We start from the raw sequence: 23,676 nt of genomic DNA, 5'->3' as shown, positions 1-23,676 counted from the left end.
TTGGCGTCCGGGACCCCGTGTGAAGGGCAGGCCACCCCCATGACCACCGCGATCCGCAGCGAGTTCGACCAGGGCATCGCCCTGACCAGACACCCCGAGGAGCCCGGCCGCTACGAGGCCGAGCTCGGCACCGGCTGGCAGATCGGCGGCGGGGTCAACGGCGGCCTGCTGCTCGCCGTGGCCGGACACGCGCTGTCGCTGGAGCACGGGCAGCACCCGGACCCGGTGTCGATCAGCGGTTACTACCTGTCCGCCTCCACCCCCGGCCCGGCCACCGTCCACACCGAGGTGCTGCGCACCGGCCGCGGCCTCTCCACCGGCACCGCCTCGCTCAGCCAGGACGGCGTCGAGCGGCTGCGGGTGGTGGCCAGCCACGGCGACCTCGCCACCGCCGAGGGCGAGGTGCGCACCACCGCCACCCCGCCGCAGCTGCCGCCGCCGGACCAGTGCATCGGCATCGAGCACGCGCCCCGGCAGCTGGTCGAGCAGGCCGCCCTGCTGGAGCGCTTCGACCTGCGGCTCGACCCGGCGACCGTCGGCTGGGCGCTCGGGCAGCCCTCCGGCAACGGCCGGATCCAGGGCTGGTTCCGGCTCGCCGACGGCCGCGAGCCCGACCCGCTGCTGCTCCTGCTGGTCGCCGACGCGCTGCCGCCGGTCACCTTCGACCTCGGCATGCCCGGCTGGGCCCCGACCGTCGAACTGACCGTCCACCTGCGCGCCAAGCCCGCGCCCGGCTGGCTGAGGGTCACCCACGCCACCCGCAACCTGGCCGGCGGCTACTTCGAGGAGGACGCCGAGATCTGGGACGAGACCGGCCGCCTGGTCGCCCAGTCCCGCCAGCTGGCCCGGGTGCCGCGGTCCGCCTGAGACCGTCGCTATTACCGGTGGTTACATTCCTGTGACACGCCGTACGTGTGCGGCGCGCGGGATTGGGGAGGAAGACGGCCAGCGGCCAGCTCGCCGCTGACCGTCACCGCCGACGGTCGCCCGCCGAAGCCAGGAGCCTCCGATGACCAGCCGCAAGGGACGCGCCCGCCGTAACTCCGACTGCACCGCCGGCGGCCTGCGGCCCGCGCTGCGGGCTCCGCACCGCTCGCGGCGGGGCGAGGGGGCCGAGCAGGCGTTCGTCATCGGCGTGCTCACCAGCGCCGCGGACTTCGCCCGGGCCCGCGCCTGGGGGATCTCCGACGCCGCCGACCACGAGCGCTACCTGAGCGAGACCGCCGAGCTGCTGGCCGACGCGCTGGAGCGCTTCGACAGCGTCCGGGCCCGGATGTTCCACCCGCAGGACTTCGAGGAGTTCTGCCTGCTGCACGGGCTGGACCCGGCCGAGCCCGCCGCCCGCGACCGCTACCTGGTCAACCCGCCGCTCCAGACCCAGCTGCTGGCCTACCAGGGCGAGGAGCTGGCCGGCGACTTCGTGCCGCGGCTGGTCCGGGCCCGGGAGAACGGGCTGACGCTCGCGCACGCCGACCTGCTGCTGGACGGCGGCCTGTACGGGGGCGCGGGCGGCGCCGACGAGGAGCACATCCGCTGGGTGCGCGCCGCCTACCAGCGCGGGGGCGAGGTGTTCCGCCGGATGCTGATCGGCGCGGGCGCCGGGGTCTACGAGCTGCGCCTCCAGGTGGACGCACCGGGCGGCCGGCTCACCGCGGCGGCCCGGGTGCTCCAGTGGGAGGACGGGGTGGTGCGGGTCAACGACGAGGACCTGGAGCTGGTCTGCGCGGTGCTGTGCGCCGGGCTGGCGCTGGAGCTGCCGGGCGTCGCGGTGCTGCACGGCTCGCAGGGCTCGGCGGCCTCCTGCGGGGAGTACCTGCCGGCCGCCTGGGCCTGGTCGAGCGGCGGGCCGGACTGGGCGCCGGCCGCCGGCCCGGTGCGGCTGGACGGGGTGGCGGCGCAGCCGGGCTACAGCCTGGGGACGGTCTGTTAGGGCTTGTCCGGCGGATCCTCGCCTGATCCGACAGGAGTCGCCGAACAGGCCCTGGGCCGGCCGCGATCGCCGCAACACCGCGGCGCGGCCCCGGATCTCCGGGACCGCGCCGTGACGTTTCTGCTGGCTACTGCTGGGCGCTGCTGGTTTCCGCTGGCGGGAGCCGGTGCGGCAAGCCTCAGCTCGCGTCCTCCTCGCGCACCGCGCGGCGGGCGTCGGGGTTCAGCACGCCCCAGGAGATCAGCTGCTCGGTGAGGATCGACGGCGACTGGTCGTAGATCACGGCCAGGGTGCGCAGGTCGTCCTGGCGGATCGAGAGCACCTTGCCGTTGTAGTCGCCGCGCTGGCTCTGGATGGTCGCCGCGTAGCGCTGCAGCGGGCCGGCCTTCTCGGAGGGGACCTGAGTCAGTCTCTCCAGGTCGAGGACCAGGCGCGGCGGCGGCTCGGCCGCGCCGCCGGGAGTGCCACCGGGCAGGAGCTCCTGCACCGGAACGCCGTAGAACTCGGCGAGCTCGGCCAGCCGCTGCACGGTGACCGCACGGTCGCCGCGCTCGTACGAGCCGACGACGACTGCCTTCCAGCGCCCCTGGGACTTCTCCTCGACACCATGCAGGGACAGACCCTGCTGAGTGCGGATCGCTCGGAGCTTGCCTCCGAGCTGCTTCGCGTAGTCGCTGGACATTGATCTCCCCGGACGAGATTGCTTCGCGTTCAGTGATGGGTCACGGACGATTGCCGACGTCGCTACCGGTAGGTTCGACGCCCATCTCGTAACTCACTGTAAGGTTACGTAGAGTAAGATAGTTGCGTCAAGCCGAATGGGGCAGTCGTGCGAATGGACCGCATCGTTGGCGCATCCGGGACGTAAACCCGGTGAAGCGGAATGATGGAGTTCCATTTTGCCTCTCGGCACGCTGATAGGATGACCCGAAGCCCACGCCCGGTCGGCGGGGGCAGAACCCCAGACATCCTTTAAGGCCCGTCCCGTGAGGCGGGGAAGGAGGTCCGCTTCGGCATGACCACACACCAAGAACCGACGCCGCGGCCGCCGCACCAGGTGCTGGACGGCACGGACATCGCCCGGGTCATCACCCGGATAGCGCACGAGATCGTCGAGCGCGCCAAGGGCGCGGAGGACGTCGTGCTGCTCGGCATCCACACCAGGGGCGTCCACCTCGCCCGCCGCCTGCACGGCAGGCTGGCCCAGATCACCGGGCGCGAGATCCCGCTGGGCACCCTGGACATCACCATGTACCGGGACGACCTGCGGCTGAAGCCGGCCCGGGCCCTGGAGCACACCGAGATCCCGCCCGGCGGCATCGACGGCAAGCTGGTCGTCCTGGTCGACGACGTGCTCTTCTCCGGGCGCACCATCCGCGCCGCGCTGGACGCGCTGAACGACATCGGGCGCCCGCGCGCCGTCCAGCTCGCCGTCCTGGTCGACCGCGGCCACCGTGAGCTGCCGATCCGGGCCGACTACGTGGGCAAGAACCTCCCCACCTCGCTGCGCGAGGCCGTGCAGGTGCGCCTGTCCGACGCCGACGGTGTGGACGCCGTCCTGGTCGGCGACCGCGACTACGCCGCCCGCAGCTCGCAGGCCCTGGCCTCCCAGCCCACCGAACCGCACCTCCCGGAGTAAACCGCGTGAAGCGCCATCTCGTCTCCGCCGCCGATCTCAGCCGCGACGACGCGCTGCTGGTCCTGGACACCGCCGAGGAGCTGGCCCAGCTCTCCGGCCGGGCCGTCAAGAAGCTGCCCACGCTGCGCGGTCGCACCGTCGTCAACCTCTTCTTCGAGGACTCCACCCGCACCAAGACCTCCTTCGAGGTCGCCGAGAAGCGGCTGTCCGCCGACGTCATCAACTTCTCCGCCAAGGGCTCCTCGGTCTCCAAGGGCGAGAGCCTCAAGGACACCGCGCTGACCCTGCAGGCGATGGGAGCCGACGCGGTGGTCATCCGCCACCACGCCTCGGGCGCGCCGGCCCGGCTGGCCCAGTCCGACTGGCTGCACGGCAGTGTGATCAACGCCGGTGACGGCACCCACGAGCACCCCACCCAGGCGCTGCTCGACGCCTTCACCATGCGCCGCCACCTCAACCCGGGCTCCGGCAAGGACCTCGCGGGCCGCCGGGTGACGATCGTCGGCGACATCCTGCACAGCCGGGTCGCCCGCTCCAACGTCCACCTGCTCACCACCCTCGGCGCCCAGGTCACCTTCGTCGCCCCGCCGACCCTGCTGCCGATCGGCATCGAGCAGTGGCCGTGCGAGATCAGCTACGACCTGGACAGCGTGCTGCCCAAGACCGACGCGCTGATGATGCTCCGGGTGCAGCGCGAGCGGATGAACGCCGCGTTCTTCCCCACCGAGCGCGAGTACAGCCGCCGCTACGGCCTGGACGGCGTGCGGATGGCGCAGCTGCCCGAGCACGCCATCGTGATGCACCCCGGCCCGATGGTCCGCGGCATGGAGATCACCGCCGAGGTCGCCGACTCGCCGCGCTGCACCGTGGTCGAGCAGGTCGCCAACGGCGTCTCCGTCCGGATGGCCGTCCTCTACCTGCTGCTCGGCGGGGCCGTCTTTGCCGACGGCCCCACCGAACCCGCCCGCACCGACTCCGTGGAGACCGCTCAGTGACCAGCTACCTGATCCGCAACGCCAAGATCCTCGGCGGAGCCCCGCAGGACCTCCACCTCGCCGACGGCGTGATCAAGGAGATCGGCACCGGCCTCGCGGTCGAGGCGGACATCGAGATCGACGCCACCGGCATGATCGTCCTGCCCGGCCTGGTCGACCTGCACACCCACCTGCGCGAGCCCGGCCGCGAGGACGCCGAGACCGTGCTGACCGGCACCCAGGCCGCCGCGATGGGCGGCTTCACCGCCGTGCACGCGATGGCCAACACCACCCCGGTGGCCGACACCGCCGGTGTGGTCGAGCAGGTCTGGCGGCTCGGCCAGGAGGCCGGCTACTGCGACGTGCAGCCGGTCGGCGCCGTGACCGTCGGCCTGGGGGGCAAGAAGCTCGCCGAGCTCGGCGCGATGCACGAGTCCGCCGCCGGCGTGCGGGTCTTCTCCGACGACGGCAAGTGCGTGGACGACGCGGTGCTGATGCGCCGCGCCCTGGAGTACGTCAAGGCCTTCGACGGCGTCGTCGCCCAGCACGCCCAGGAGCCGCGGCTGACCGAGGGCGCCCAGATGAACGAGGGCCAGGTCTCCGGCGAGCTCGGGCTCGGCGGCTGGCCGGCCGTCGCCGAGGAGTCGATCATCGCCCGCGACGTGCTGCTCTCCGCGCACGTCGGCTCCCGGCTGCACGTCTGCCACGTCTCCACGGCCGGCTCGGTCGAGATCATCCGCTGGGCCAAGGGCAAGGGCTGGGACGTCACCGCCGAGGTCACCCCGCACCACCTGCTGCTCACCGACGAGCTGGTCCGCTCCTACGACCCGGTGTACAAGGTGAACCCGCCGCTGCGCACCGCCGAGGACGTCCAGGCGCTGCGCAAGGCGCTCGCCGACGGCACCATCGACGCCGTCGCCACCGACCACGCGCCGCACCCGGCCGAGGACAAGGACTGCGAGTGGGCCGTGGCCGCGATGGGCATGGTCGGCCTGGAGACCGCGCTGTCGGTCGTGCAGCAGACCATGGTCGACACCGGCCTGCTGAACTGGGAGGGCGTCGCGGACCGGATGTCGCACCGCCCGGCCCGCATCGGCCGTCTCACCGGGCACGGCCGGCCGGTCTCGGTGGGTGAGCCCGCGAACCTGGTGCTGTTCGACCCCGCGTACCGTGGAGCCGTGAACCCGGACAGCTTCGCCACCCGCAGCCGCAACACCCCCTACCGGGGGATGGACCTGCCCGGACGGGTGCACGCCACCTTCCTGCGCGGGCGCGCCACCGTGCTGGCCGGCGAACTCGCCGAGCGGGACGGCCTGGTGTGATGGACTACGCCACGCTCGCCCAGGAGCAGGCGAAGGTCACCAACTGGCCGGGCTACATCGGCTGGTCGGTCGGGCTGCTGATCATCATCGCCCTGATCTACTGGCTGATGCGCCAGGGCTGGAACTGGCGGCGCACCCTCCAGTCCGGCATCCCGCCGCTGCCCGCCGTGCCGGCCCGCGCGGGGCGGACCATCCTGGAGACCAGCGGCCGGTACCACGGCACCACCACCGCCGGGAACTGGCTCGACCGGGTCGTCGCGCACGGCCTCGGCACCCGCAGCCGCGCCGACCTCACCCTCGGCGAGGACGGCCTGCTGGTGCGGCGCCCCGGCGACGTCGACTTCTGGATCCCGGCCGAGCACCTGCTGGGTGCCCGTACGGACTCCGGGATCGCCGGCAAGGTCGTCCCCTCCGGTCTCCTCGTCGTCACCTGGGCGCACGAGGGAACCGAGCTGGACTCCGGTTTCCGGGCCGACCACCCCGATGAGCACACCGCCTGGGTCGAGGCGGTCGCTCAACTCGCAACACGTACGAAGACGAAGACGGAAGAGGCCGCTCAATGACCGCACCTGCCCCCACCACCCAGCGCCAACGGCGGGAGCGTACGTCTTTGGATCGTCGCAGCGCCGTGCTCGTCCTGGAAGACGGCAAGGTCTTCCGCGGCCAGGCCTACGGCGCCATCGGCGAGACCTTCGGCGAGGCGGTCTTCAACACCGGCATGTCCGGCTACCAGGAGACCCTGACCGACCCGTCGTACCACCGCCAGGTGGTCGCGATGACCGCCCCGCAGATCGGCAACACCGGCTGGAACGACGAGGACGACGAGTCCCAGCAGATCTGGGTCGCCGGCTACATCGTGCGCGACCCCTCCCGGGTGGCGTCCAACTGGCGCTCCCGCCGCTCGCTGGACGAGGAGCTGGTCCGCCAGGGCGTCGTCGGCATCAGCGGCATCGACACCCGCGCGCTCACCCGCCACCTGCGCGAGCGCGGCGCGATGCGCTGCGGCATCTTCTCGGGCGAGGCGCTGGCCGACCCGGCCACCCTGCTCGACCGGGTGCAGCAGTCGCCCGAGATGAAGGGCGCCGACCTGTGCGCCGAGGTCGCCACCACCGAGTCCTACGTGGTGCCCGCGATCGGTGAGAAGAAGTTCACCGTCGCCGCGCTGGACCTCGGCATCAAGGCGATGACCCCGCAGCGGATGGCCGAGCGCGGCATCGAGGTGCACGTGCTGCCGGCCAACTCCACCCTGGAGGACGTCTACGCGGTCAACCCCGACGGCGTCTTCTTCTCCAACGGCCCGGGCGACCCGGCCACCGCCGACCACCAGGTCGCCGTGGCGCAGGGCGTGCTGGAGCGCAGGACCCCGTTCTTCGGGATCTGCTTCGGCAACCAGATCCTCGGCCGCGCCCTGGGCTTCGGCACCTACAAGCTCAAGTACGGCCACCGCGGCATCAACCAGCCGGTGCAGGACCGCACCACCGGCAAGGTCGAGGTGACCGCCCACAACCACGGCTTCGCCGTGAACGCGCCGCTGGACAAGGTGAGCGACACCCCCTACGGGCGGGTCGAGGTCTCCCACGTCTGCCTCAACGACGACGTGGTCGAGGGCCTCCAGGCGCTCGACGTGCCCGCCTTCAGCGTGCAGTACCACCCCGAAGCGGCCGCCGGCCCGCACGACGCCGCCTACCTGTTCGACCGCTTCGTGAAGCTCATGGAGGGCCAGCGTGCCTAAGCGCACTGACATCAAGTCCGTCCTGGTGATCGGCTCCGGCCCGATCGTCATCGGCCAGGCCGCCGAGTTCGACTACTCGGGCACGCAGGCCTGTCGCGTCCTCAAGGCCGAGGGCCTGCGGGTCATCCTGGTCAACTCCAACCCGGCCACGATCATGACCGACCCGGAGATCGCCGACGCCACCTACGTCGAGCCGATCACCCCGGAGTTCGTCGAGAAGATCATCGCCAAGGAGCGCCCCGACGCGCTCCTGCCGACCCTGGGCGGCCAGACCGCGCTCAACACCGCGATCTCGCTGCACGGTGCGGGCACGCTGGAGAAGTACGGCGTCGAGCTGATCGGCGCCGACGTCGTGGCGATCAACAAGGGCGAGGACCGCGACCTGTTCAAGGGCGTCGTCGAGGCCGTCAACGCCAAGATCGGCCACGGCGAGTCCGCCCGCTCGGTCATCTGCCACACCATGGACGAGGTGCTGGCCGGCGTCGACACCCTTGGCGGCTACCCGGTCGTGGTGCGCCCCTCCTTCACCATGGGCGGCGCCGGCTCCGGCTTCGCCCACAACGAGGAGGACCTGCGCCGCATCGCCGGCCAGGGCCTGGCCCTCTCGCCGACCACCGAGGTGCTCCTGGAGGAGTCCATCCTCGGCTGGAAGGAGTACGAGCTGGAGCTGATGCGCGACAGGAACGACAACGTCGTGGTCGTCTGCTCCATCGAGAACTTCGACCCGATGGGCGTGCACACCGGTGACTCGATCACCGTCGCCCCGGCGATGACGCTCACCGACCGCGAGTACCAGATCCTGCGCGACATCGGCATCGCCGTCATCCGCGAGGTCGGCGTCGACACCGGCGGCTGCAACATCCAGTTCGCCGTCAACCCCGTCGACGGCCGGGTCATCGTCATCGAGATGAACCCGCGCGTCTCCCGCTCCTCGGCGCTCGCCTCCAAGGCCACCGGCTTCCCGATCGCCAAGATCGCCGCCAAGCTGGCCGTCGGCTACACCCTGGACGAGATCCCCAACGACATCACCGAGGAGACCCCGGCCTCCTTCGAGCCGACCCTCGACTACGTCGTGGTCAAGGTCCCGCGGTTCGCGTTCGAGAAGTTCCCGAGCGCGGACGCCACGCTGACCACCACCATGAAGTCCGTCGGCGAGGCCATGGCGCTGGGCCGCAACTTCCCCGAGGCGCTCCAGAAGGCGCTGCGCTCGCTGGAGAAGAAGGGCTCCCAGTTCAACTGGACCAGCCCGGTGGGGGACAAGGCCGAGCTGCTGGTCAAGGCCGCCGTGCCGACCGACGGCCGGATCAACACCGTGATGCAGGCCATCCGGGCCGGTGCCACCCCGGAGGAGGTGTTCGAGTCCACGAAGATCGACCCGTGGTTCGTCGACCAGCTCTTCCTGCTGGACGAGATCGCCGCCGAGCTGGCCGAGTCCGTCGAGCTCACCCCCGAGCTGCTGCGCCACGCCAAGCGGCACGGCTTCTCCGACCAGCAGATCGGCGAGATCCGCGGTCTGAAGCCGGACGTCGTCCGCGAGGTGCGCCACGCGCTCGGCATCCGCCCGGTGTTCAAGACCGTCGACACCTGCGCCGCCGAGTTCGCCGCCAAGACCCCGTACTTCTACTCGTCCTACGACGAGGAGAACGAGGTCGCCCCGCGCACCAAGCCCGCGGTGATCATCCTCGGCTCGGGCCCCAACCGCATCGGCCAGGGCATCGAGTTCGACTACTCCTGCGTGCACGCCTCCTTCGCGCTGGCCGACGCCGGGTACGAGACCGTGATGGTCAACTGCAACCCGGAGACCGTCTCCACCGACTACGACACCTCCGACCGGCTCTACTTCGAGCCGCTCACCCTGGAGGACGTCCTGGAGATCGTCCACGCCGAGCAGCAGGCCGGCCCGCTGGCCGGTGTGATCGTCCAGCTCGGCGGCCAGACCCCGCTGGGCCTGGCCCAGGCGCTCAAGGACAACGGCGTGCCGATCGTCGGCACCCAGCCCGAGGCGATCGACCTCGCCGAGGAGCGCGGCGCCTTCGGCCGCGTGCTGCGCGACGCCGGGCTGCCCGCCCCCAAGCACGGCACCGCCTTCTCCTTCGAGGAGGCCAAGGCGATCGCCGACGAGATCGGTTACCCGGTGCTCGCCCGCCCGTCCTACGTGCTCGGCGGCCGCGGCATGGAGATCGTCTACGACGAGGCCTCGCTCGCCTCCTACCTGGAGCGGCACGCCGGTCTGATCTCCGAGCACCCGGTGCTGATCGACCGCTTCCTGGACGACGCGGTGGAGATCGACGTCGACGCGCTCTACGACGGCACCGAGCTCTACCTCGGCGGCGTCATGGAGCACATCGAGGAGGCCGGCATCCACTCCGGCGACTCCGCCTGCGCGCTGCCCCCGATCACCCTCGGCGGCTACGACATCAAGCGCCTGCGCACCTCCACCGAGGCCATCGCGCGCGGCGTCGGCGTCCGCGGCCTGATCAACATCCAGTTCGCGCTGGCCGGGGACATCCTCTACGTGCTGGAGGCCAACCCGCGCGCCTCGCGCACCGTCCCGTTCACCTCCAAGGCGACCGCGGTGCCGCTGGCCAAGGCCGCCGCCCGGATCTCGCTCGGCACCACCATCGCCGAGCTGCGCGCCGAGGGCCTGCTCCCGGCCGAGGGCGACGGCGGCACGCTGCCCGCCGACGCGCCGATCGCGGTCAAGGAGGCCGTGATGCCGTGGAGCCGCTTCCGCGACATCCACGGCCGCGGCGTGGACACCGTGCTCGGCCCGGAGATGCGCTCGACCGGTGAGGTCATGGGCATCGACAAGGTCTTCGGCACCGCGTACGCGAAGGCGCAGTCCGGCGCGTACGGCGCGCTGCCGACCAAGGGCAAGGTCTTCGTCTCCGTCGCCAACCGGGACAAGCGCAACCTGGTCTTCCCGGCCCGGGCGCTGGTCGGCCTCGGCTTCGAGGTGCTCGCCACCGCCGGCACCGCCGAGGTGCTGCACCGCGGCGGCATCCCGTCCACCCTGGTGCGCAAGCACAGCGAGGGCGAGGGCCCGAACGGCGAGCGGACGATCGTCCAGCTGATCCACGACGGTGAGGTCGACCTCATCATCAACACGCCGTACGGCACCGGCGGGCGCCTCGACGGCTACGAGATCCGCACCGCGGCCGTCTCGCGCGGCGTCCCGTGCCTGACCACCGTCCAGGCGATGGGCGCGGCGGTCCAGGGCATGGACGCGCTGCTGCGCGACGAGGTCGGGGTCATGTCGCTCCAGGAGCACGCCGAGCTGATCAACGCCGGCCGCAAGTAGCGCCACCGCAGTGGGGGGCACCGGAACCAGTTGGTGCCCCCCACTCGTATGCCCAAGTCCGGTTCATGATCCGGGAGTTGACCCCCCCCTTGTACAAGCTGCTGTTCGACCTCGTCTTCAAGAAGATGGACCCCGAGAAGGCGCACCACCTCGCCTTCTTCTGGATCCGGCTCGCCTCCTCGGTGCCCGGCCTGCGCACCCTGGTGCGGCTGGTCCTCGCCCCGCGCGACCGTGCGCTGCACACCCGGGCCCTCGGCCTCGACCTGCCGGGCCCGTTCGGGCTCGCGGCCGGCTTCGACAAGAACGGCGTCGGCATCGACGGCCTGGCGATGCTCGGCTTCGACTACGTCGAGATCGGCACCATCACCGGTGAGCCCCAGCCCGGAAACCCGACGCCCCGGCTGTTCCGCCTGGTCGAGGACCGCGCGCTGATCAACCGGATGGGCTTCAACAACCAGGGCTCGGCCCGGGTCGCCGCCCGGCTGGCCGCCCGCCCGCACACCAGCTCCACCCCGGTGATCGGCGTCAACATCGGCAAGACCAAGGTCGTTCCGGAGGCCGAGGCCGTCGCCGACTACGTCAAGTCCACCGAGCGCCTCGCCCAGTACGCCGACTACCTGGTGGTCAACGTCAGCTCGCCGAACACCCCGGGGCTGCGCAACCTCCAGGCCGTCGACCACCTGCGCCCGCTGCTGTCGGCCGTGCGCGAGGCCGCCGACCGCACCACCGCGCACCACGTGCCGCTGCTGGTGAAGATCGCCCCCGACCTGGCCGACGAGGACGTCGACGCGGTCGCCGACCTGGCCCTGGAGCTCGGCCTGGACGGCATCATCGCCACCAACACCACGATCGGCCGCGAGGGCCTGCGCAGCGACGCCGCGCGGGTCGAGGAGATCGGCATGGGCGGCCTGTCCGGCGCCCCGCTCAAGGCCCGCGCCCTGGAGGTGCTGCAGCGGCTGCGCGCCCGCACCGAGGGCCGGCTGACGCTGGTCTCGGTGGGCGGCGTGGAGACCGCCGAGGACGCCTGGCAGCGGATCATCCACGGCGCGGACCTGGTCCAGGGCTACAGCGCCTTCATCTACGAGGGCCCGTTCTGGTGCCGCCGGATCCACAAGGGCCTGTCCGCCCGGGTCCGCGCGGCGGGCTTCCGCAACCTGGCGGCGGCCGTCGGCAGCGCCGTCCGCAGCTCGTGACCCCCTCCACCGGTTCCGGCCCGACCGGTACCGGAAACCCCGGAAAGGACGACATGACCCTCGCCCCGTTCGGAGCCCGGCTGCGCCAGGCCCTCGACACCCGCGGCCAGCTCTGCGTCGGCATCGACCCGCACGCCTCCCTGCTCGCCGCCTGGGGGCTCGGCGACGACCTCGCCGGGCTGGAGACCTTCAGCCGGACCGTGGTCGAGGCGCTGGCCGACCGGGTGGCCGTGCTCAAGCCGCAGGCCGCCTTCTTCGAGCGCTTCGGCAGCAAGGGCGTCGCGGTGCTGGAGAAGACCGTCGAGGAGGCCCGGGCGGCCGGTGCGCTGGTCCTGATGGACGCCAAGCGCGGCGACATCGGCTCCACCATGGCCGCCTACGCGGAGGCCTTCCTGTCGCCCGCCAGCCCGCTGTTCTCGGACGCCGTCACGGTCAGCCCGTACCTGGGCTTCGGCTCGCTGCGTCCGGCCCTGGACCTGGCCCGGGAGCAGGGCTGCGGCGTGTTCGCGCTGGCGCTCACCTCCAACCCGGAGGGCGCCGAGGTGCAGCGCGCGGTCGGCGCGGACGGCGAGCCGGTCGCGGCGGCGGTGCTGCGGCAGCTGGCGGCCGAGAACGCGGGCGCGGAGCCGCTGGGCTCCTTCGGTGCGGTGGTCGGTGCGACGCTGGCCGACGCGGGCGTCGAACTGGCCATCAACGGCCCGCTGCTGGCCCCCGGGATCGGGGCCCAGGGCGCGACCATGGCGGACCTGCCGCGGGTGTTCGGCGCCTCGGTGATCAACGTGGTGCCCAGCGTCAGCCGGGACGTGCTCAAGCACGGGCCGTCGGCGGCGGCGCTGCGCGAGGCGGCGGAGCGCTTCGTCGGGGAGTTCGCGGACGCCGTCAAGTAGGGCCGCGGGCGCGGGCCGGTGCGGCGGCGGGCGCGGCCGGTAAGCGGAAGCCCGCCGACCGGTAGCCGCGCGGTGACCGTGCGCAGTGTCCGCAGGACGGCGGCGCGGCAGCGGAGTTGACGTGAGCGCCGTCACATCGACCCCGTCAAAGTTTCGCAATCGCGGTCATTTTGCCCTGGAAAGTCCTGGTCGGCCTTGGCTGACCAGGACTTTTCGTGTTCTTTTCCTGACGTGGCGCCGCAATGCGGGTAGTGTCCGGCGATAGGTCATCGGCGAGCCGCGAACCCGTAGCTCCCGCAGGTCAGGGCCCTGTGGTTCCCCTTGCGGACGGTGTCCTCGGTACCGAACCAGTCATAGCTCTATCCCTTCCTTCCACACCCTGAGGTGAACGGCGTGGCTCTTCCGCCCCTTACCCCTGAACAGCGCACCGCCGCGCTCGCCAAGGCCGCCGAGGCTCGCCGGGAGCGCGCCGAGGTCAAGAACCGGCTCAAGCACTCCGGCGCCTCCCTGCACGAGGTGATCAAGGCCGGCAAGAACGACAATGACGTCATCGGCAAGATGAAGGTTTCGGCCCTGCTGGAGTCCCTTCCGGGCGTCGGCAAGGTCCGTGCCAAGCAGATCATGGAGCGCCTCGGCATCAGCGAGAGCCGGCGTGTCCGCGGTCTCGGAACGAACCAGATCGCTTCCCTGGAGCGGGAGTTCGGCGGTGGCGCCGCCTGACCGTGCCCCCGTGGTCCCGGGAGCGTCCGCGATCCGGGATAATCGGTGCATGAGTGAGCGTCCGCGGCTGACCGTGCTCTCCGGCCCCTCGGGGGTCGGCAAGAGCACGGTCGTCGCTCATATGAGGAAGATGTACCCCGAAGTCTGGCTCTCGGTGTCGGCGACGACCCGCCACCCGAGGCCGGGCGAGAAGAACGGGGTGCAGTACCACTTCGTCGACAACGACGAGTTCGACAAGCTGATCGCCAACGGCGAACTGCTGGAGTGGGCCGAGTTCGCCGGCAACCGGTACGGCACCCCGCGTGCGGCGGTGCTGGAGAAGCTGGAGCGCGGCGAGCCCGTCCTGCTGGAGATCGACCTGCAGGGCGCCCGTCAGGTGCGCGAGTCGATGCCGGAGGCCCAGCTGGTCTTCCTGGCCCCGCCGAGCTGGGACGAGCTGGTCCGGCGGCTGACCGGCCGGGGCACCGAGCCCCAGGACGTCATCGAGAAGCGGCTGGAGGCGGCCAAGGTCGAACTCGCGGCCGAGCCCGAGTTCGACGAGACCCTTGTCAACACCTCCGTCGAGCAGGTAGCGGCCGAACTGCTAGCCTTGCTCGGTGTAGTCTGACCTGTCAGTCTTTCCCACCCTTTCGGAAGGTTTTCGCGTGTCCTCTTCCATGACCGCGCCCGAGGGCATCATCAACCCGCCGATCGACGAGCTGCTTGAGGCCACCGACTCGAAGTACAGCCTCGTGATCTACGCCGCCAAGCGCGCGCGCCAGATCAACGCGTACTACTCCCAGCTCGGCGAGGGCCTGCTGGAGTACGTCGGCCCGCTGGTCGACACCCACGTGCACGAGAAGCCGCTGTCGATCGCGCTGCGCGAGATCAACGCGGGCATGCTGACCGCCGAGGCGATCGAGGCCGCCTGAGGCGGCTGCGCGCACCCGCGCTTTCCGGAAGGGCCCGGCGGAATCGTTTCCGCCGGGCCCTTCGGCATTGTGGGCGGCACCACGGTGCGGGTGATCGCCGCCGAGCCGTAGGGTGGGCGGGTTCGAGACCCGGAGGAAAGGTCGGTACATGAGCTCGACTGCGGAAGCTCCTCGCGTCGCTCTCGGTGTCAGCGGCGGGATCGCCGCCTACAAGGCGTGCGAGCTGCTGCGCCGGTTCACCGAGTCCGGCCACCAGGTCACCGTGGTGCCCACCGCGGCGGCGCTGCACTTCGTCGGCGAGGCCACCTGGGCCGCGCTGTCCGGCCGCCCGGCCGCCACCGAGACCTGGGAGCGCGTGCACGAGGTGCCGCACGTGCGGATCGGGCAGCAGGCCGACCTGGTGGTGGTCGCCCCGGCCACCGCGGACCTGATCGCCAAGGCCGCCCACGGGCTGGCCGACGACCTGCTGACCAACACCCTGCTCACCGCCCGCTGCCCGGTCGTGCTGGCGCCCGCCATGCACACCGAGATGTGGGAGCACCCGGCCACCCGGGACAACGTCGCCACGCTGCGCCGCCGGGGCGTGATCGTGCTGGAGCCCGCCGTCGGCCGGCTGACCGGCAAGGACACCGGCAAGGGGCGGCTGCCCGAGCCCTCGGTGATCTTCGACGCCTGCCGGGCCGTGCTGCGCCGCGGCGGGGCGGTGCCCACCGACCTGGCCGGCCGGCACGTGGTGGTCTCGGCCGGCGGCACCCGGGAGCCGCTGGACCCGGTGCGCTTCCTCGGCAACCGCTCCTCCGGCAAGCAGGGCTACGCGCTCGCCGTGACGGCCGCGGCGCGTGGGGCGCGAGTGACATTGGTCTCGGCCAACGCCGAGCTGCCGGACCCGGCCGGGGTGGATGTGGTGCACGTCTCGACCGCGCTGGAGCTGCGCGAGGCGGCGCTCAAGGCGGCCGGGGACGCGGACGCCGTGGTGATGGCCGCGGCGGTGGCGGACTTCCGGCCCGCCGAGTACGCCACCGGCAAGATCAAGAAGGTCGAGGGGGTCGAGCCGGCGCCGGTCGCGCTGGTCCGCAACCCCGACGTGCTGGCCGAGCTGTCGGCGCACCGCCCCCGTTCGGGTCAACTCGTCGTGGGTTTCGCGGCGGAGACCGACGACGTGCTCGCCAACGGCCGCGCCAAGCTCGCCCGCAAGGGTTGTGACCTGCTGGTCGTCAACGAGGTGGGCAACGGCAAGGCCTTCGGCTCGGACGTCAACGAGGCCGTGGTACTGGGCTCGGACGGCAGTGAGACGCCCGTCCCGGTGGGGCCGAAGGAGGCCCTGGCCGACGTCGTCTGGGACCTGGTCGTGGAGCGACTGGGAACGGCCGGGAACTGATCCCGGCCTGGTCGACAGCGGTCTTGATTTCCGGAAGCGGGTGACGTTCGACGGAACCAGACCGTTACACTCCAGGAATCAAGTCTTTCCGGAGCGCCCCCGGTTCGCCGGGGGCCTTCAGTCAGCAGCCGCTGCAACCCCAGGGAGCGCTGTGTCTCGCCGCCTGTTCACCTCGGAGTCCGTGACCGAGGGACACCCCGACAAGATCGCTGACCAGATCAGCGACACCATCCTTGACGCTCTCCTGCGTGAGGACCCGACGTCCCGGGTCGCCGTGGAGACGCTCATCACCACCGGCCAGGTGCACGTGGCCGGCGAGGTGACCACCAAGGCGTACGCGCCGATCGCCCAGCTCGTCCGGGACAAGATCCTGGAGATCGGCTACGACAGCTCCAAGAAGGGCTTCGACGGCGCCTCCTGCGGCGTCTCGGTGTCCATCGGCAGCCAGTCGCCCGACATCGCGCAGGGTGTCGACACCGCGTACGAGGCCCGGGTCGAGGGCGACGAGGACGATCTCGACAAGCAGGGCGCCGGTGACCAGGGCCTGATGTTCGGCTACGCGTCCGACGAGACGCCCGAGCTCATGCCGCTGCCGATCACCCTGGCGCACCGCCTCTCCCGCCGGCTGACCGAGGTCCGCAAGAACGGGACCATCCCGTACCTGCGCCCCGACGGCAAGACCCAGGTCACCATCGAGTACGACGGCGACAAGGCCGTCCGCCTCGACACCGTGGTCGTCTCCACCCAGCACGCCAGTGACATCGACCTGGAGTCGCTGCTCACCCCGGACATCCGCGAGTTCGTGGTCGAGCCGGAGCTGAAGGCGCTGGCCGACCAGGGCATCAAGCTGGTCACCGACGGCTACCGCCTGCTGGTCAACCCGACCGGCCGCTTCGAGATCGGCGGCCCGATGGGCGACGCCGGCCTCACCGGCCGCAAGATCATCATCGACACCTACGGCGGCATGGCCCGCCACGGTGGCGGCGCCTTCTCGGGCAAGGACCCGTCCAAGGTGGACCGCTCGGCCGCGTACGCGATGCGCTGGGTCGCCAAGAACATCGTCGCCGCCGGGCTCGCCCGCCGCGCCGAGGTGCAGGTCGCGTACGCGATCGGCAAGGCCGAGCCGGTCGGCCTGTTCGTGGAGACCTTCGGCACCGAGACCGTGCCGGTGCTGACCATCCAGAAGGCCGTCTCCGAGGTCTTCGACCTGCGTCCGGCCGCGATCATCCGCGACCTCGACCTGCTGCGCCCGATCTACTCGCAGACGGCGGCGTACGGCCACTTCGGCCGGGAGCTGCCGGACTTCACCTGGGAGCGCACCGACCGGGTGGAGCAGCTGAAGGCCGCCGTTCAGGACTGACGTCCCGGCTCCTCGTTGCGGCGCCCGTCCCCGGTTCCGGGGACGGGCGCCGCTGCGTGCCCGGTTCCGGTTCCGTTCCGGGGGCGGGCACCGCCGCGTGCCCGGATTGTCGGTGTGACCTGGTAGTAGTTGGGAGCGATGAGCAGCACAGGGGAGAACGGGGCCGTCGAGCCGGAGCAGCTGGCGTTCATCCGGGAGACGGTCAAGCGCGCCAAGCCGCGGACGTGGCGCGGGGCCAAGCGGGCCGAGCACCTGCCGGTGGCCAGGGTCGTGGTGGACAAGGGCGTGCTCACCATCGACAAGTTCTTCGACTACGAGGTGCCGGCCGCCATGGCCGAGGAGGCCCGTCCGGGCGCCCGCGTGCGGGTGCGCTTCGGGGCGCGGGTGGTGAAGGGCCAGCGCGAGGGCGGGGAACTGCACGACGGGTTCATCGTCGCCCGGCTGGAGAAGAGCGACTTCCCCGGCCCGCTCGCCCCGCTCGCCCAGGTGCTCTCGCCCGAGCCGGTGCTCTCCCCGCAGCTGCTGCGGCTCTGCCGCACCGTCGCCGACCGGTACGCCGGGACGCTGGCCGACGTGCTGCAGCTGGCCGTCCCGCCCCGGCACGCCAAGGCCGAGGCCGAGCCCTCGCCGCCGCCGCTGCCGCGCCCGCAGCCCCCCGCACCCGGCGGCTGGCAGCGCTACCCGGCCGGGCCCGACTTCCTCGCCTCGCTGACCGCGGGCGGCTCGCCGCGCGCGGTGTGGACGGCCCTGCCCGGGCCCGGCTGGCCGTACGAGATCGCCCGGGCGGTGGCGGCCACGCTCGCCGGCGGGCGCGGCGCCCTGGTCGTGCTGCCGGACCGGCGGTCGGTGGCCCGGGTGGACCAGGCGCTCACCGAACTACTCGGGCCGGGGATGCACATGGCGCTGGAGGCCGAGCTGGGCCCGCGCGAGCGCTACCGGCGGTGGCTGGCGGTCAGCCGCGGCTCGGTGCACGCCGCGATCGGCACCAGGGCCACCATGTTCGCGCCGGTGCGCGACCTCGGGCTGGTCGTGGTCTGGTCGGACGGCGACGGCAGCCACAGCGATCCGCGCGCCCCGCACCCGCACGTGCGCGAGGTCGCCCTGCTGCGCGCCGCCGAGGAGGGCGCGGCCGTACTGCTCGGAGGGCACGCGGTGACGGTGGAGGGCGCGCAGCTGGTCAGCACCGGCTGGGCGCGGCCGCTGGTCGCGGACCGGGAGACGGTGCGGCAGGTCGCGCCGAGGGTGCGGACCGTCACCGACCAGGACCAGCACCGGGACGCCGCCGCACAGGCCGCCCGGCTGCCCTCGGTGGCCTGGGAGGCCGCCCGGGAGTCGCTGGCGGCGGGGCACCCGGTGCTCATCCAGGTGCCCCGGCGGGGCTACGTGCCCAGGCTGGCCTGCGGGCGCTGCCGCACCCCGGCGCGGTGCCGGCGCTGCGAGGGGCCGCTGGAGGCGCCCTCGGCGGACGCCGCGCTGCACTGCGGCTGGTGCGGGGAGGCGGAGAACGACTGGCACTGCCCGGAGTGCGGTTCGTTCCGGCTGCGGGCCCAGGTGGTCGGGGCCCGGCGGACGGCCGAGGAGCTGGGCAAGGCGTTCCCCCGGATCCCGGTGCGGACCTCGGGGCGGGACGCGGTGCTGGCCACCGTGCCGGACGAGCCCTCGCTGGTGATCTCCACCCCGGGCGCGGAGCCGGTGGTCGAGGACGGATCCGGGTACGGGGCCGCGCTGCTGCTGGACGGCTGGGCGCTGCTCAGCCGACCGGACCTGCGGGCCGGGGAGGAGGCGCTGCGGCTCTGGCTGGCGGCCGCCGCGCTGGTCCGGCCCTCGACGGAGGGCGGCACGGTGGTCGTGGTCGCCGAGCCCTCGGCCCGCCCGGTGCAGGCGCTGGTGCGGTGGGACCCGCTGGGGCACGCCGGGCTGGAGCGGGACGAACGGGCGCAGCTGCACTTCCCGCCGGTGTCGCGGATGGCCTCGGTGAGCGGGAGCCCGGCGGCGGTCGCCGACCTGCTGAACCTGATCCGGCTGCCGGAGGGGGCGGACGTGCTCGGGCCGGTGCCGGTGCCCGTCCTGCGGGGGGAGGAGCAGGAGCGCGCCCTGCTGCGGGTGCCGCCTGGGCAGGGGGCCGCGCTGGCGGCGGCGCTCAAGGCGGCGCAGATCGCGCGGATCGCGCTGCGGACGGCGGAGCCGGTGCGGGTACGGGTGGATCCGATGGACATCGGCTGACGGGGGACATCGGCTGACTGGGGGGCGGGGTGAGTGGGCCACCCCGCCCCGGGTGGCCCGGTCAGGTCGGTTCGGTCGGTTCGGTCGGTTCGGTTCGGTCAGCCGCGCAGCGGGATGCCGGTGCGGTCGGTCTGGGGACGGTCGAGAGGGGTGCGGTCGAGGGGGGCTCGGTCGATCGGGCTGCGGTCCATCGGGGCGCGGTCGAGGGCGGTGCGGTCGATCGGGCTGCGGTCCATCGGCGCGCGGTCGAGGCTGCTGCGGTCCAGGCCGCCCTGGCGGGCCGCCGGGACGGTGGTGGCCAGGCCGCCGCGCTCGGTGGCGGCGGGCAGTTCCTCGGAGCGGTCCGGGCGGCTCTGGCCCGGGACGGCGCCGCCGGCGGCGAGGAGCTCGCTGGTCGGGCGGCGCATGCCGTAGCGGCGGTGCACCGCCTGCTTGGTGACCCCGAGGGCGGAGCCGACCGAGTCCCAGGAGAAGCCCAGCGCCCGGTCGAACTCGACCGCCGCCGCCACCAGGGTCTCCACGCTCTCCCGCAGCTCCTGCGCCAGCCGCACGGTCGGCGCGGGCGCCCGCCCGTACACGACGAAGCCGGCCGAGGTGCTGGGGCGGCGCGGCCGGTAGACGTTGCCCAGCTGGGCGGTGAGCGTCCGCAGCGCGTCGACCTGGCGCCGCACCCGCTCGATGTCCCGCACCAGCAGGTGGAGGCTCGCCCGCGCTCGGGCGTCGTGATTGATCTGCTCGGCCATGGCCTACGTGCCACCTTCCGTACGGTTCAGCTCGGCCGGGGCGCGGTGTCCCGTGCGCCCGGCCCCGGTCAATCTCTCTTGACCAACGCCGAAGCGGGGGCCGGGGTAACGCCGCTCGGCACAGTCGGGGTACGCCGGTGGTCTCGGACGGGGCCCGTGGGCGCCCGGGAGGGTTGCATAGACTGGCGGTGCACCCGTCGTTGCCCGTAGCCCGATGCCCTTGTGGACAGGAGCCCGTACCTCGTGGCGATCCAGCCGATCCGTCTCTTCGGAGACCCAGTCCTGCGGGCCACCGCCCAGCCGGTGACCACCTTCGACAAGGAACTGCGCAACCTGGTCGGCGACCTCACCGAAACCATGCTCGCCGCGCCCGGCGCCGGTCTTGCCGCGCCCCAACTGGGCGTCTCGCTGCGGGTGTTCACGTACCACGTGGACGGTGTGACCGGGCACCTGATCAACCCCGACCTGTCGCTGACCGAGGAGGAGCAGGAGGGCCCGGAGGGCTGCCTCTCGCTGCCTGGCCTGCGCTACGACACCCGGCGGGCGTACGGCGTGGTCGCCAGGGGCTTCAACATGTACGGCGACCCGGTCACGCTGGAGGGCACCCAGCTGCTCGCCCGGTGCATCCAGCACGAGACCGACCACCTGGACGGCATCATCTTCATCGACCGGCTCGACCGCGAGCAGCGCAAGGCCGCGCTGAAGGCGATCCGGGAGGCGGAATGGGGCGACGGCCCGGCGCCGGTGGTCAAGGTTTCGCCCCACAGCACCTTCGGCGCGGCGCGCTGATTCTCCCCGGTCCTCCGGATATCTGAACTTCCGTTTGCAGAAAGGCACTTGATGCGTCTCGTCTTCGCCGGCACCCCCGAGGTCGCCGTTCCCGCCCTGGACGCGCTGCTCGCCTCCGACCGGCACGAGGTCGTCGCGGTGGTCACCCGCCCCGACGCGCCCGCCGGGCGCGGGCGCAAGCTGGTCGCCAGCCCCGTCGCCCAGCGCGCCGAGGAGGCCGGGATCGAGGTCCTCAAGCCGGTGAAGCCCAGCGACCCGGAGTTCGTCGCCCGGCTCACCGAACTCGCCCCGGACTGCTGCCCGGTGGTGGCGTACGGCGCGCTGCTGCGGCCCGGCACCCTGGAGATCCCCAAGCACGGCTGGGTCAACCTGCACTTCTCGCTGCTGCCTTCCTGGCGCGGCGCGGCCCCGGTCCAGCACTCGGTGCTGTCCGGCGACGAGGTCACCGGCGCGTCCACCTTCCTGATCGAGCAGGGCCTGGACTCCGGCCCGGTCTACGGCGTGATCACCGAGGAGATCCGCCCGACCGACACCAGCGGCGAACTGCTCACCCGGCTGTCGCTCTCGGGCGCGCGGCTGCTCGCCGCCACCATGGACGGCATCGAGGACGGCTCGCTGCACCCCGTGCCGCAGCCGGCCGAGGGCGTGACGCTCGCGCCGAAGATCACCGTCGAGGACGCGCGCATCGACTGGAACCACCCCGCGCTGCGGATCGACCGGGTGGTGCGCGGCTGCGCACCGGCGCCGGGCGCCTGGACCGAGTTCCGGGGCGAGCGGCTGAAGGTCACCGGTCCGGTCCGGCTGCTCCCGGAGTCCGCCGAGCTGGCGCCGGGCGAGGTCGCGATGGCCGGCAAGAACAGCGTGCGGGTCGGGACCGGGAGCCACGACATCGAGCTGGGGGAGGTGCGTCCGCAGGGGAAGAAGGAGATGCGGGCCGCCGACTGGGCGCGCGGGGCGCGACTGGAGGCCGGGGAGCGCTTCGGGGCCCAGGCGGGCGGCTCCGAGGGCTGAGGCCCCGGACAGGCGCTACTGTTCGATTATTCGATCGCTTCGTTGTTCGATCGCCGTTCCATTCGACTGTTGTTCGTTCGAGATCCACCGATAACCACCGCAGCACCTTGAGGCACCTGTGAGCACCCCCAGCGCCAAGCGCGCCCCCCGTCCGCACCGCCGGCCGAAGAAGGACCCGGCCCGCATCGTCGCGTTCCGCGCGCTGCGCGCCGTCGACGAGCGCGACGCGTACGCCAACCTGATCCTGCCCTCGCTGCTCCGCGAGGCCGAGCAGAAGGGCATGGACCGCCGCGACGCGGCCCTCGCCACCGAACTCGTCTACGGCACCCTGCGGCTGCAGGGCACCTACGACGCGATCATCGCGGCCTGCATCGACCGGCCGCTGAGCAAGGTCGACCCGCCGGTGCTGGACGTGCTCTCGCTCGGCGCCCACCAGCTGCTCACCACCCGCATCCCCAGCCACGCGGCCGTCTCGGCGACCGTCGAGCTGGCCCGGGTGGTGCTCGGCGACGGCAAGGCCAAGTTCGTCAACGCCGTGCTGCGCCGGATCAGCGCCCACGACCTGGACACCTGGATCGAGCAGGTCGCCCCGCCGTACGAGCAGGACGCCGAGGACCACCTGGCAGTCGTGCACTCGCACCCGCGCTGGGTCGTTTCCGCGCTGTGGGACTCGCTCGGCCGCTGGCAGCCGGACGCCTCCGGGCGCAGCGCGGTGGAGGAGCTGCTGCGGGCCGACAACGAGCGGCCCGAGGTCACCCTGGTCGCCCGCCCGGGCCGGGTCACCGTCGGTGAGCTGTCCGACGCGCTGCCCGAGGCCCAGCCGGGCCGCTGGTCCCCGTTCGCGCTGCGGCTCGCCGAGGGCGGCGACCCGGGCGCGCTGGACGCCGTCCGGGAGAACCGGGCGGGTGTGCAGGACGAGGGCAGCCAGCTGGTCGCACTGGCGCTGGCCGCGGCGCCGGTGGAGGGCCCGGACCGGCTCTGGCTGGACGGCTGCGCCGGGCCGGGCGGCAAGGCCGCGCTGCTCGGGGCGCTGGCCGCCGAGCGGGGCGCGGCGCTGGTCGCGAGTGAGAAGCAGCCGCACCGGGCCCGGCTGGTCGCGCGGGCGCTGGAGGGCAACCCCGGCCCGTACACGGTGATCGCGGCGGACGGGACCCGCCCGGCCTGGCGCTCCGGCGGCTTCGACCGGGTGCTGGTCGACGTGCCCTGCTCCGGCCTGGGCGCGCTGCGGCGCCGCCCGGAGGCGCGCTGGCGTCGCCGGCCCGCCGATGTCGCGGCCTTCGGACCGTTGCAGCGGGACCTGCTGCGCTCGGCCATCGAGGCCACCCGGGTCGGCGGGGTCGTCGGCTACGCGACCTGCTCGCCGCACCTCGCGGAGACCCGCGCCGTGGTCGACGACGTGCTGCGCGGGGAGGGCGGCCGGGTCGAGTGGATCGACGCGCGGCCGCTGCTGCCGGGCGTTCCGGCGCTCGGGGACGGGCCCGACGTGCAGCTGTGGCCGCACCTGCACGGGACGGACGCGATGTACCTGGCGCTGCTGCGGCGGACGGCCTGAGGCTCCCCTTG

21 protein-coding genes are annotated in these 23,676 nt (G+C 72.7%); 19 read left to right on the top strand and 2 right to left on the bottom strand.

What is annotated here, in order from left to right; translation table 11 throughout:
- The first annotated feature begins 39 nt into the window (after window positions 1-39).
- Window positions 40-867: a thioesterase family protein gene (locus tag RZ50_RS21920; protein ID WP_196950323.1), complete on the top strand. Its 828-nt coding sequence runs from the start codon at window positions 40-42 to the stop codon at window positions 865-867.
- A gap of 142 nt (window positions 868-1,009) precedes the next feature.
- Window positions 1,010-1,930 (top strand): hypothetical protein, encoded by a 921-nt coding sequence (locus tag RZ50_RS21915; RefSeq protein ID WP_196950324.1) that lies wholly within the window; start codon window positions 1,010-1,012, stop codon window positions 1,928-1,930.
- 178 nt (window positions 1,931-2,108) lie between these two features.
- Here the strand turns inward: RZ50_RS21915 and RZ50_RS21910 are convergent, their stop codons facing one another.
- A complete protein-coding gene (locus RZ50_RS21910; RefSeq protein WP_030056198.1) occupies window positions 2,109-2,612 on the bottom strand; it encodes a transcriptional regulator in 504 nt (167 codons plus the stop codon).
- A gap of 333 nt (window positions 2,613-2,945) precedes the next feature.
- On the opposite strand from RZ50_RS21910, the gene pyrR reads away from it, so the two are divergent.
- The 14 genes from pyrR to RZ50_RS21840 all read left to right on the top strand — a co-directional run bounded on the left by pyrR (window position 2,946) and on the right by RZ50_RS21840 (window position 19,570).
- Complete coding sequence (gene pyrR, locus RZ50_RS21905; protein ID WP_196950325.1) at window positions 2,946-3,569, top strand: bifunctional pyr operon transcriptional regulator/uracil phosphoribosyltransferase PyrR; 624 nt, start codon at window positions 2,946-2,948, stop codon at window positions 3,567-3,569.
- A 5-nt stretch (window positions 3,570-3,574) separates the two neighbouring features.
- Window positions 3,575-4,564, top strand: a complete 990-nt coding sequence (locus RZ50_RS21900) for an aspartate carbamoyltransferase catalytic subunit (protein ID WP_196950326.1) — start codon at window positions 3,575-3,577, stop codon at window positions 4,562-4,564.
- Window positions 4,561-5,865 carry a dihydroorotase gene (locus tag RZ50_RS21895; RefSeq protein ID WP_196950327.1) on the top strand — a complete coding sequence of 435 codons (1,305 nt, stop codon included), beginning with the start codon at window positions 4,561-4,563 and terminating at the stop codon, window positions 5,863-5,865. Before RZ50_RS21900 ends, RZ50_RS21895 begins: the two co-directional genes overlap by 4 nt.
- Window positions 5,865-6,428 carry a hypothetical protein gene (locus RZ50_RS21890; protein WP_196950328.1) on the top strand — a complete coding sequence of 188 codons (564 nt, stop codon included), beginning with the start codon at window positions 5,865-5,867 and terminating at the stop codon, window positions 6,426-6,428. Before RZ50_RS21895 ends, RZ50_RS21890 begins: the two co-directional genes overlap by 1 nt.
- Complete coding sequence (carA, locus tag RZ50_RS21885) at window positions 6,425-7,597, top strand: glutamine-hydrolyzing carbamoyl-phosphate synthase small subunit (RefSeq protein WP_254803013.1); 1,173 nt, start codon at window positions 6,425-6,427, stop codon at window positions 7,595-7,597. The genes RZ50_RS21890 and carA overlap by 4 nt, the downstream gene beginning before the upstream one ends.
- Window positions 7,590-10,898, top strand: a complete 3,309-nt coding sequence (gene carB / locus RZ50_RS21880; RefSeq protein ID WP_196950330.1) for a carbamoyl-phosphate synthase large subunit — start codon at window positions 7,590-7,592, stop codon at window positions 10,896-10,898. The genes carA and carB overlap by 8 nt, the downstream gene beginning before the upstream one ends.
- Before the next feature lie 89 nt (window positions 10,899-10,987).
- On the top strand, window positions 10,988-12,091 hold the full coding sequence (locus tag RZ50_RS21875; RefSeq protein WP_196950366.1) for a quinone-dependent dihydroorotate dehydrogenase: 1,104 nt from the start codon (window positions 10,988-10,990) through the stop codon (window positions 12,089-12,091).
- Between the two features lie 53 nt (window positions 12,092-12,144).
- Window positions 12,145-12,978, top strand: a complete 834-nt coding sequence (gene pyrF / locus RZ50_RS21870; RefSeq protein ID WP_196950331.1) for an orotidine-5'-phosphate decarboxylase — start codon at window positions 12,145-12,147, stop codon at window positions 12,976-12,978.
- A 393-nt stretch (window positions 12,979-13,371) separates the two neighbouring features.
- Window positions 13,372-13,698, top strand: coding sequence for an integration host factor, actinobacterial type (gene mihF, locus RZ50_RS21865; RefSeq protein ID WP_030290269.1), 327 nt, complete (start codon window positions 13,372-13,374; stop codon window positions 13,696-13,698).
- 49 nt (window positions 13,699-13,747) lie between these two features.
- Window positions 13,748-14,305, top strand: coding sequence for a guanylate kinase (gene gmk / locus RZ50_RS21860; protein WP_196950332.1), 558 nt, complete (start codon window positions 13,748-13,750; stop codon window positions 14,303-14,305).
- A 37-nt stretch (window positions 14,306-14,342) separates the two neighbouring features.
- Window positions 14,343-14,609, top strand: coding sequence for a DNA-directed RNA polymerase subunit omega (gene rpoZ, locus RZ50_RS21855; protein WP_030240625.1), 267 nt, complete (start codon window positions 14,343-14,345; stop codon window positions 14,607-14,609).
- Window positions 14,610-14,757: 148 nt separating this feature from the next.
- Window positions 14,758-15,987: a bifunctional phosphopantothenoylcysteine decarboxylase/phosphopantothenate--cysteine ligase CoaBC gene (gene coaBC, locus RZ50_RS21850; RefSeq protein ID WP_196950333.1), complete on the top strand. Its 1,230-nt coding sequence runs from the start codon at window positions 14,758-14,760 to the stop codon at window positions 15,985-15,987.
- A 151-nt stretch (window positions 15,988-16,138) separates the two neighbouring features.
- Window positions 16,139-17,347: a methionine adenosyltransferase gene (metK, locus tag RZ50_RS21845; protein WP_196950334.1), complete on the top strand. Its 1,209-nt coding sequence runs from the start codon at window positions 16,139-16,141 to the stop codon at window positions 17,345-17,347.
- A gap of 138 nt (window positions 17,348-17,485) precedes the next feature.
- Window positions 17,486-19,570, top strand: a complete 2,085-nt coding sequence (locus RZ50_RS21840; RefSeq protein WP_196950335.1) for a primosomal protein N' — start codon at window positions 17,486-17,488, stop codon at window positions 19,568-19,570.
- A gap of 98 nt (window positions 19,571-19,668) precedes the next feature.
- Here RZ50_RS21840 and RZ50_RS29405 read toward each other — a convergent pair whose 3' ends face one another.
- Window positions 19,669-20,313 carry a hypothetical protein gene (locus tag RZ50_RS29405; protein WP_254803012.1) on the bottom strand — a complete coding sequence of 215 codons (645 nt, stop codon included), beginning with the start codon at window positions 20,311-20,313 and terminating at the stop codon, window positions 19,669-19,671.
- Between the two features lie 243 nt (window positions 20,314-20,556).
- On the opposite strand from RZ50_RS29405, the gene def reads away from it, so the two are divergent.
- The 3 genes from def to RZ50_RS21820 all read left to right on the top strand — a co-directional run bounded on the left by def (window position 20,557) and on the right by RZ50_RS21820 (window position 23,665).
- Entirely contained in the window at window positions 20,557-21,102 is a 546-nt protein-coding gene (def, locus tag RZ50_RS21830) for a peptide deformylase (RefSeq protein ID WP_196950336.1), read from the top strand.
- 51 nt (window positions 21,103-21,153) lie between these two features.
- A complete protein-coding gene (gene fmt, locus RZ50_RS21825) occupies window positions 21,154-22,113 on the top strand; it encodes a methionyl-tRNA formyltransferase (protein ID WP_196950337.1) in 960 nt (319 codons plus the stop codon).
- A gap of 118 nt (window positions 22,114-22,231) precedes the next feature.
- On the top strand, window positions 22,232-23,665 hold the full coding sequence (locus RZ50_RS21820; RefSeq protein WP_196950338.1) for an RsmB/NOP family class I SAM-dependent RNA methyltransferase: 1,434 nt from the start codon (window positions 22,232-22,234) through the stop codon (window positions 23,663-23,665).
- Window positions 23,666-23,676 lie beyond the last annotated feature (11 nt).

This window comes from Kitasatospora sp. SUK 42 (genome assembly GCF_015776785.2).
Classification (GTDB): domain Bacteria; phylum Actinomycetota; class Actinomycetes; order Streptomycetales; family Streptomycetaceae; genus Kitasatospora.
This window is presented reverse-complemented; position numbering and strand designations above follow the sequence as displayed.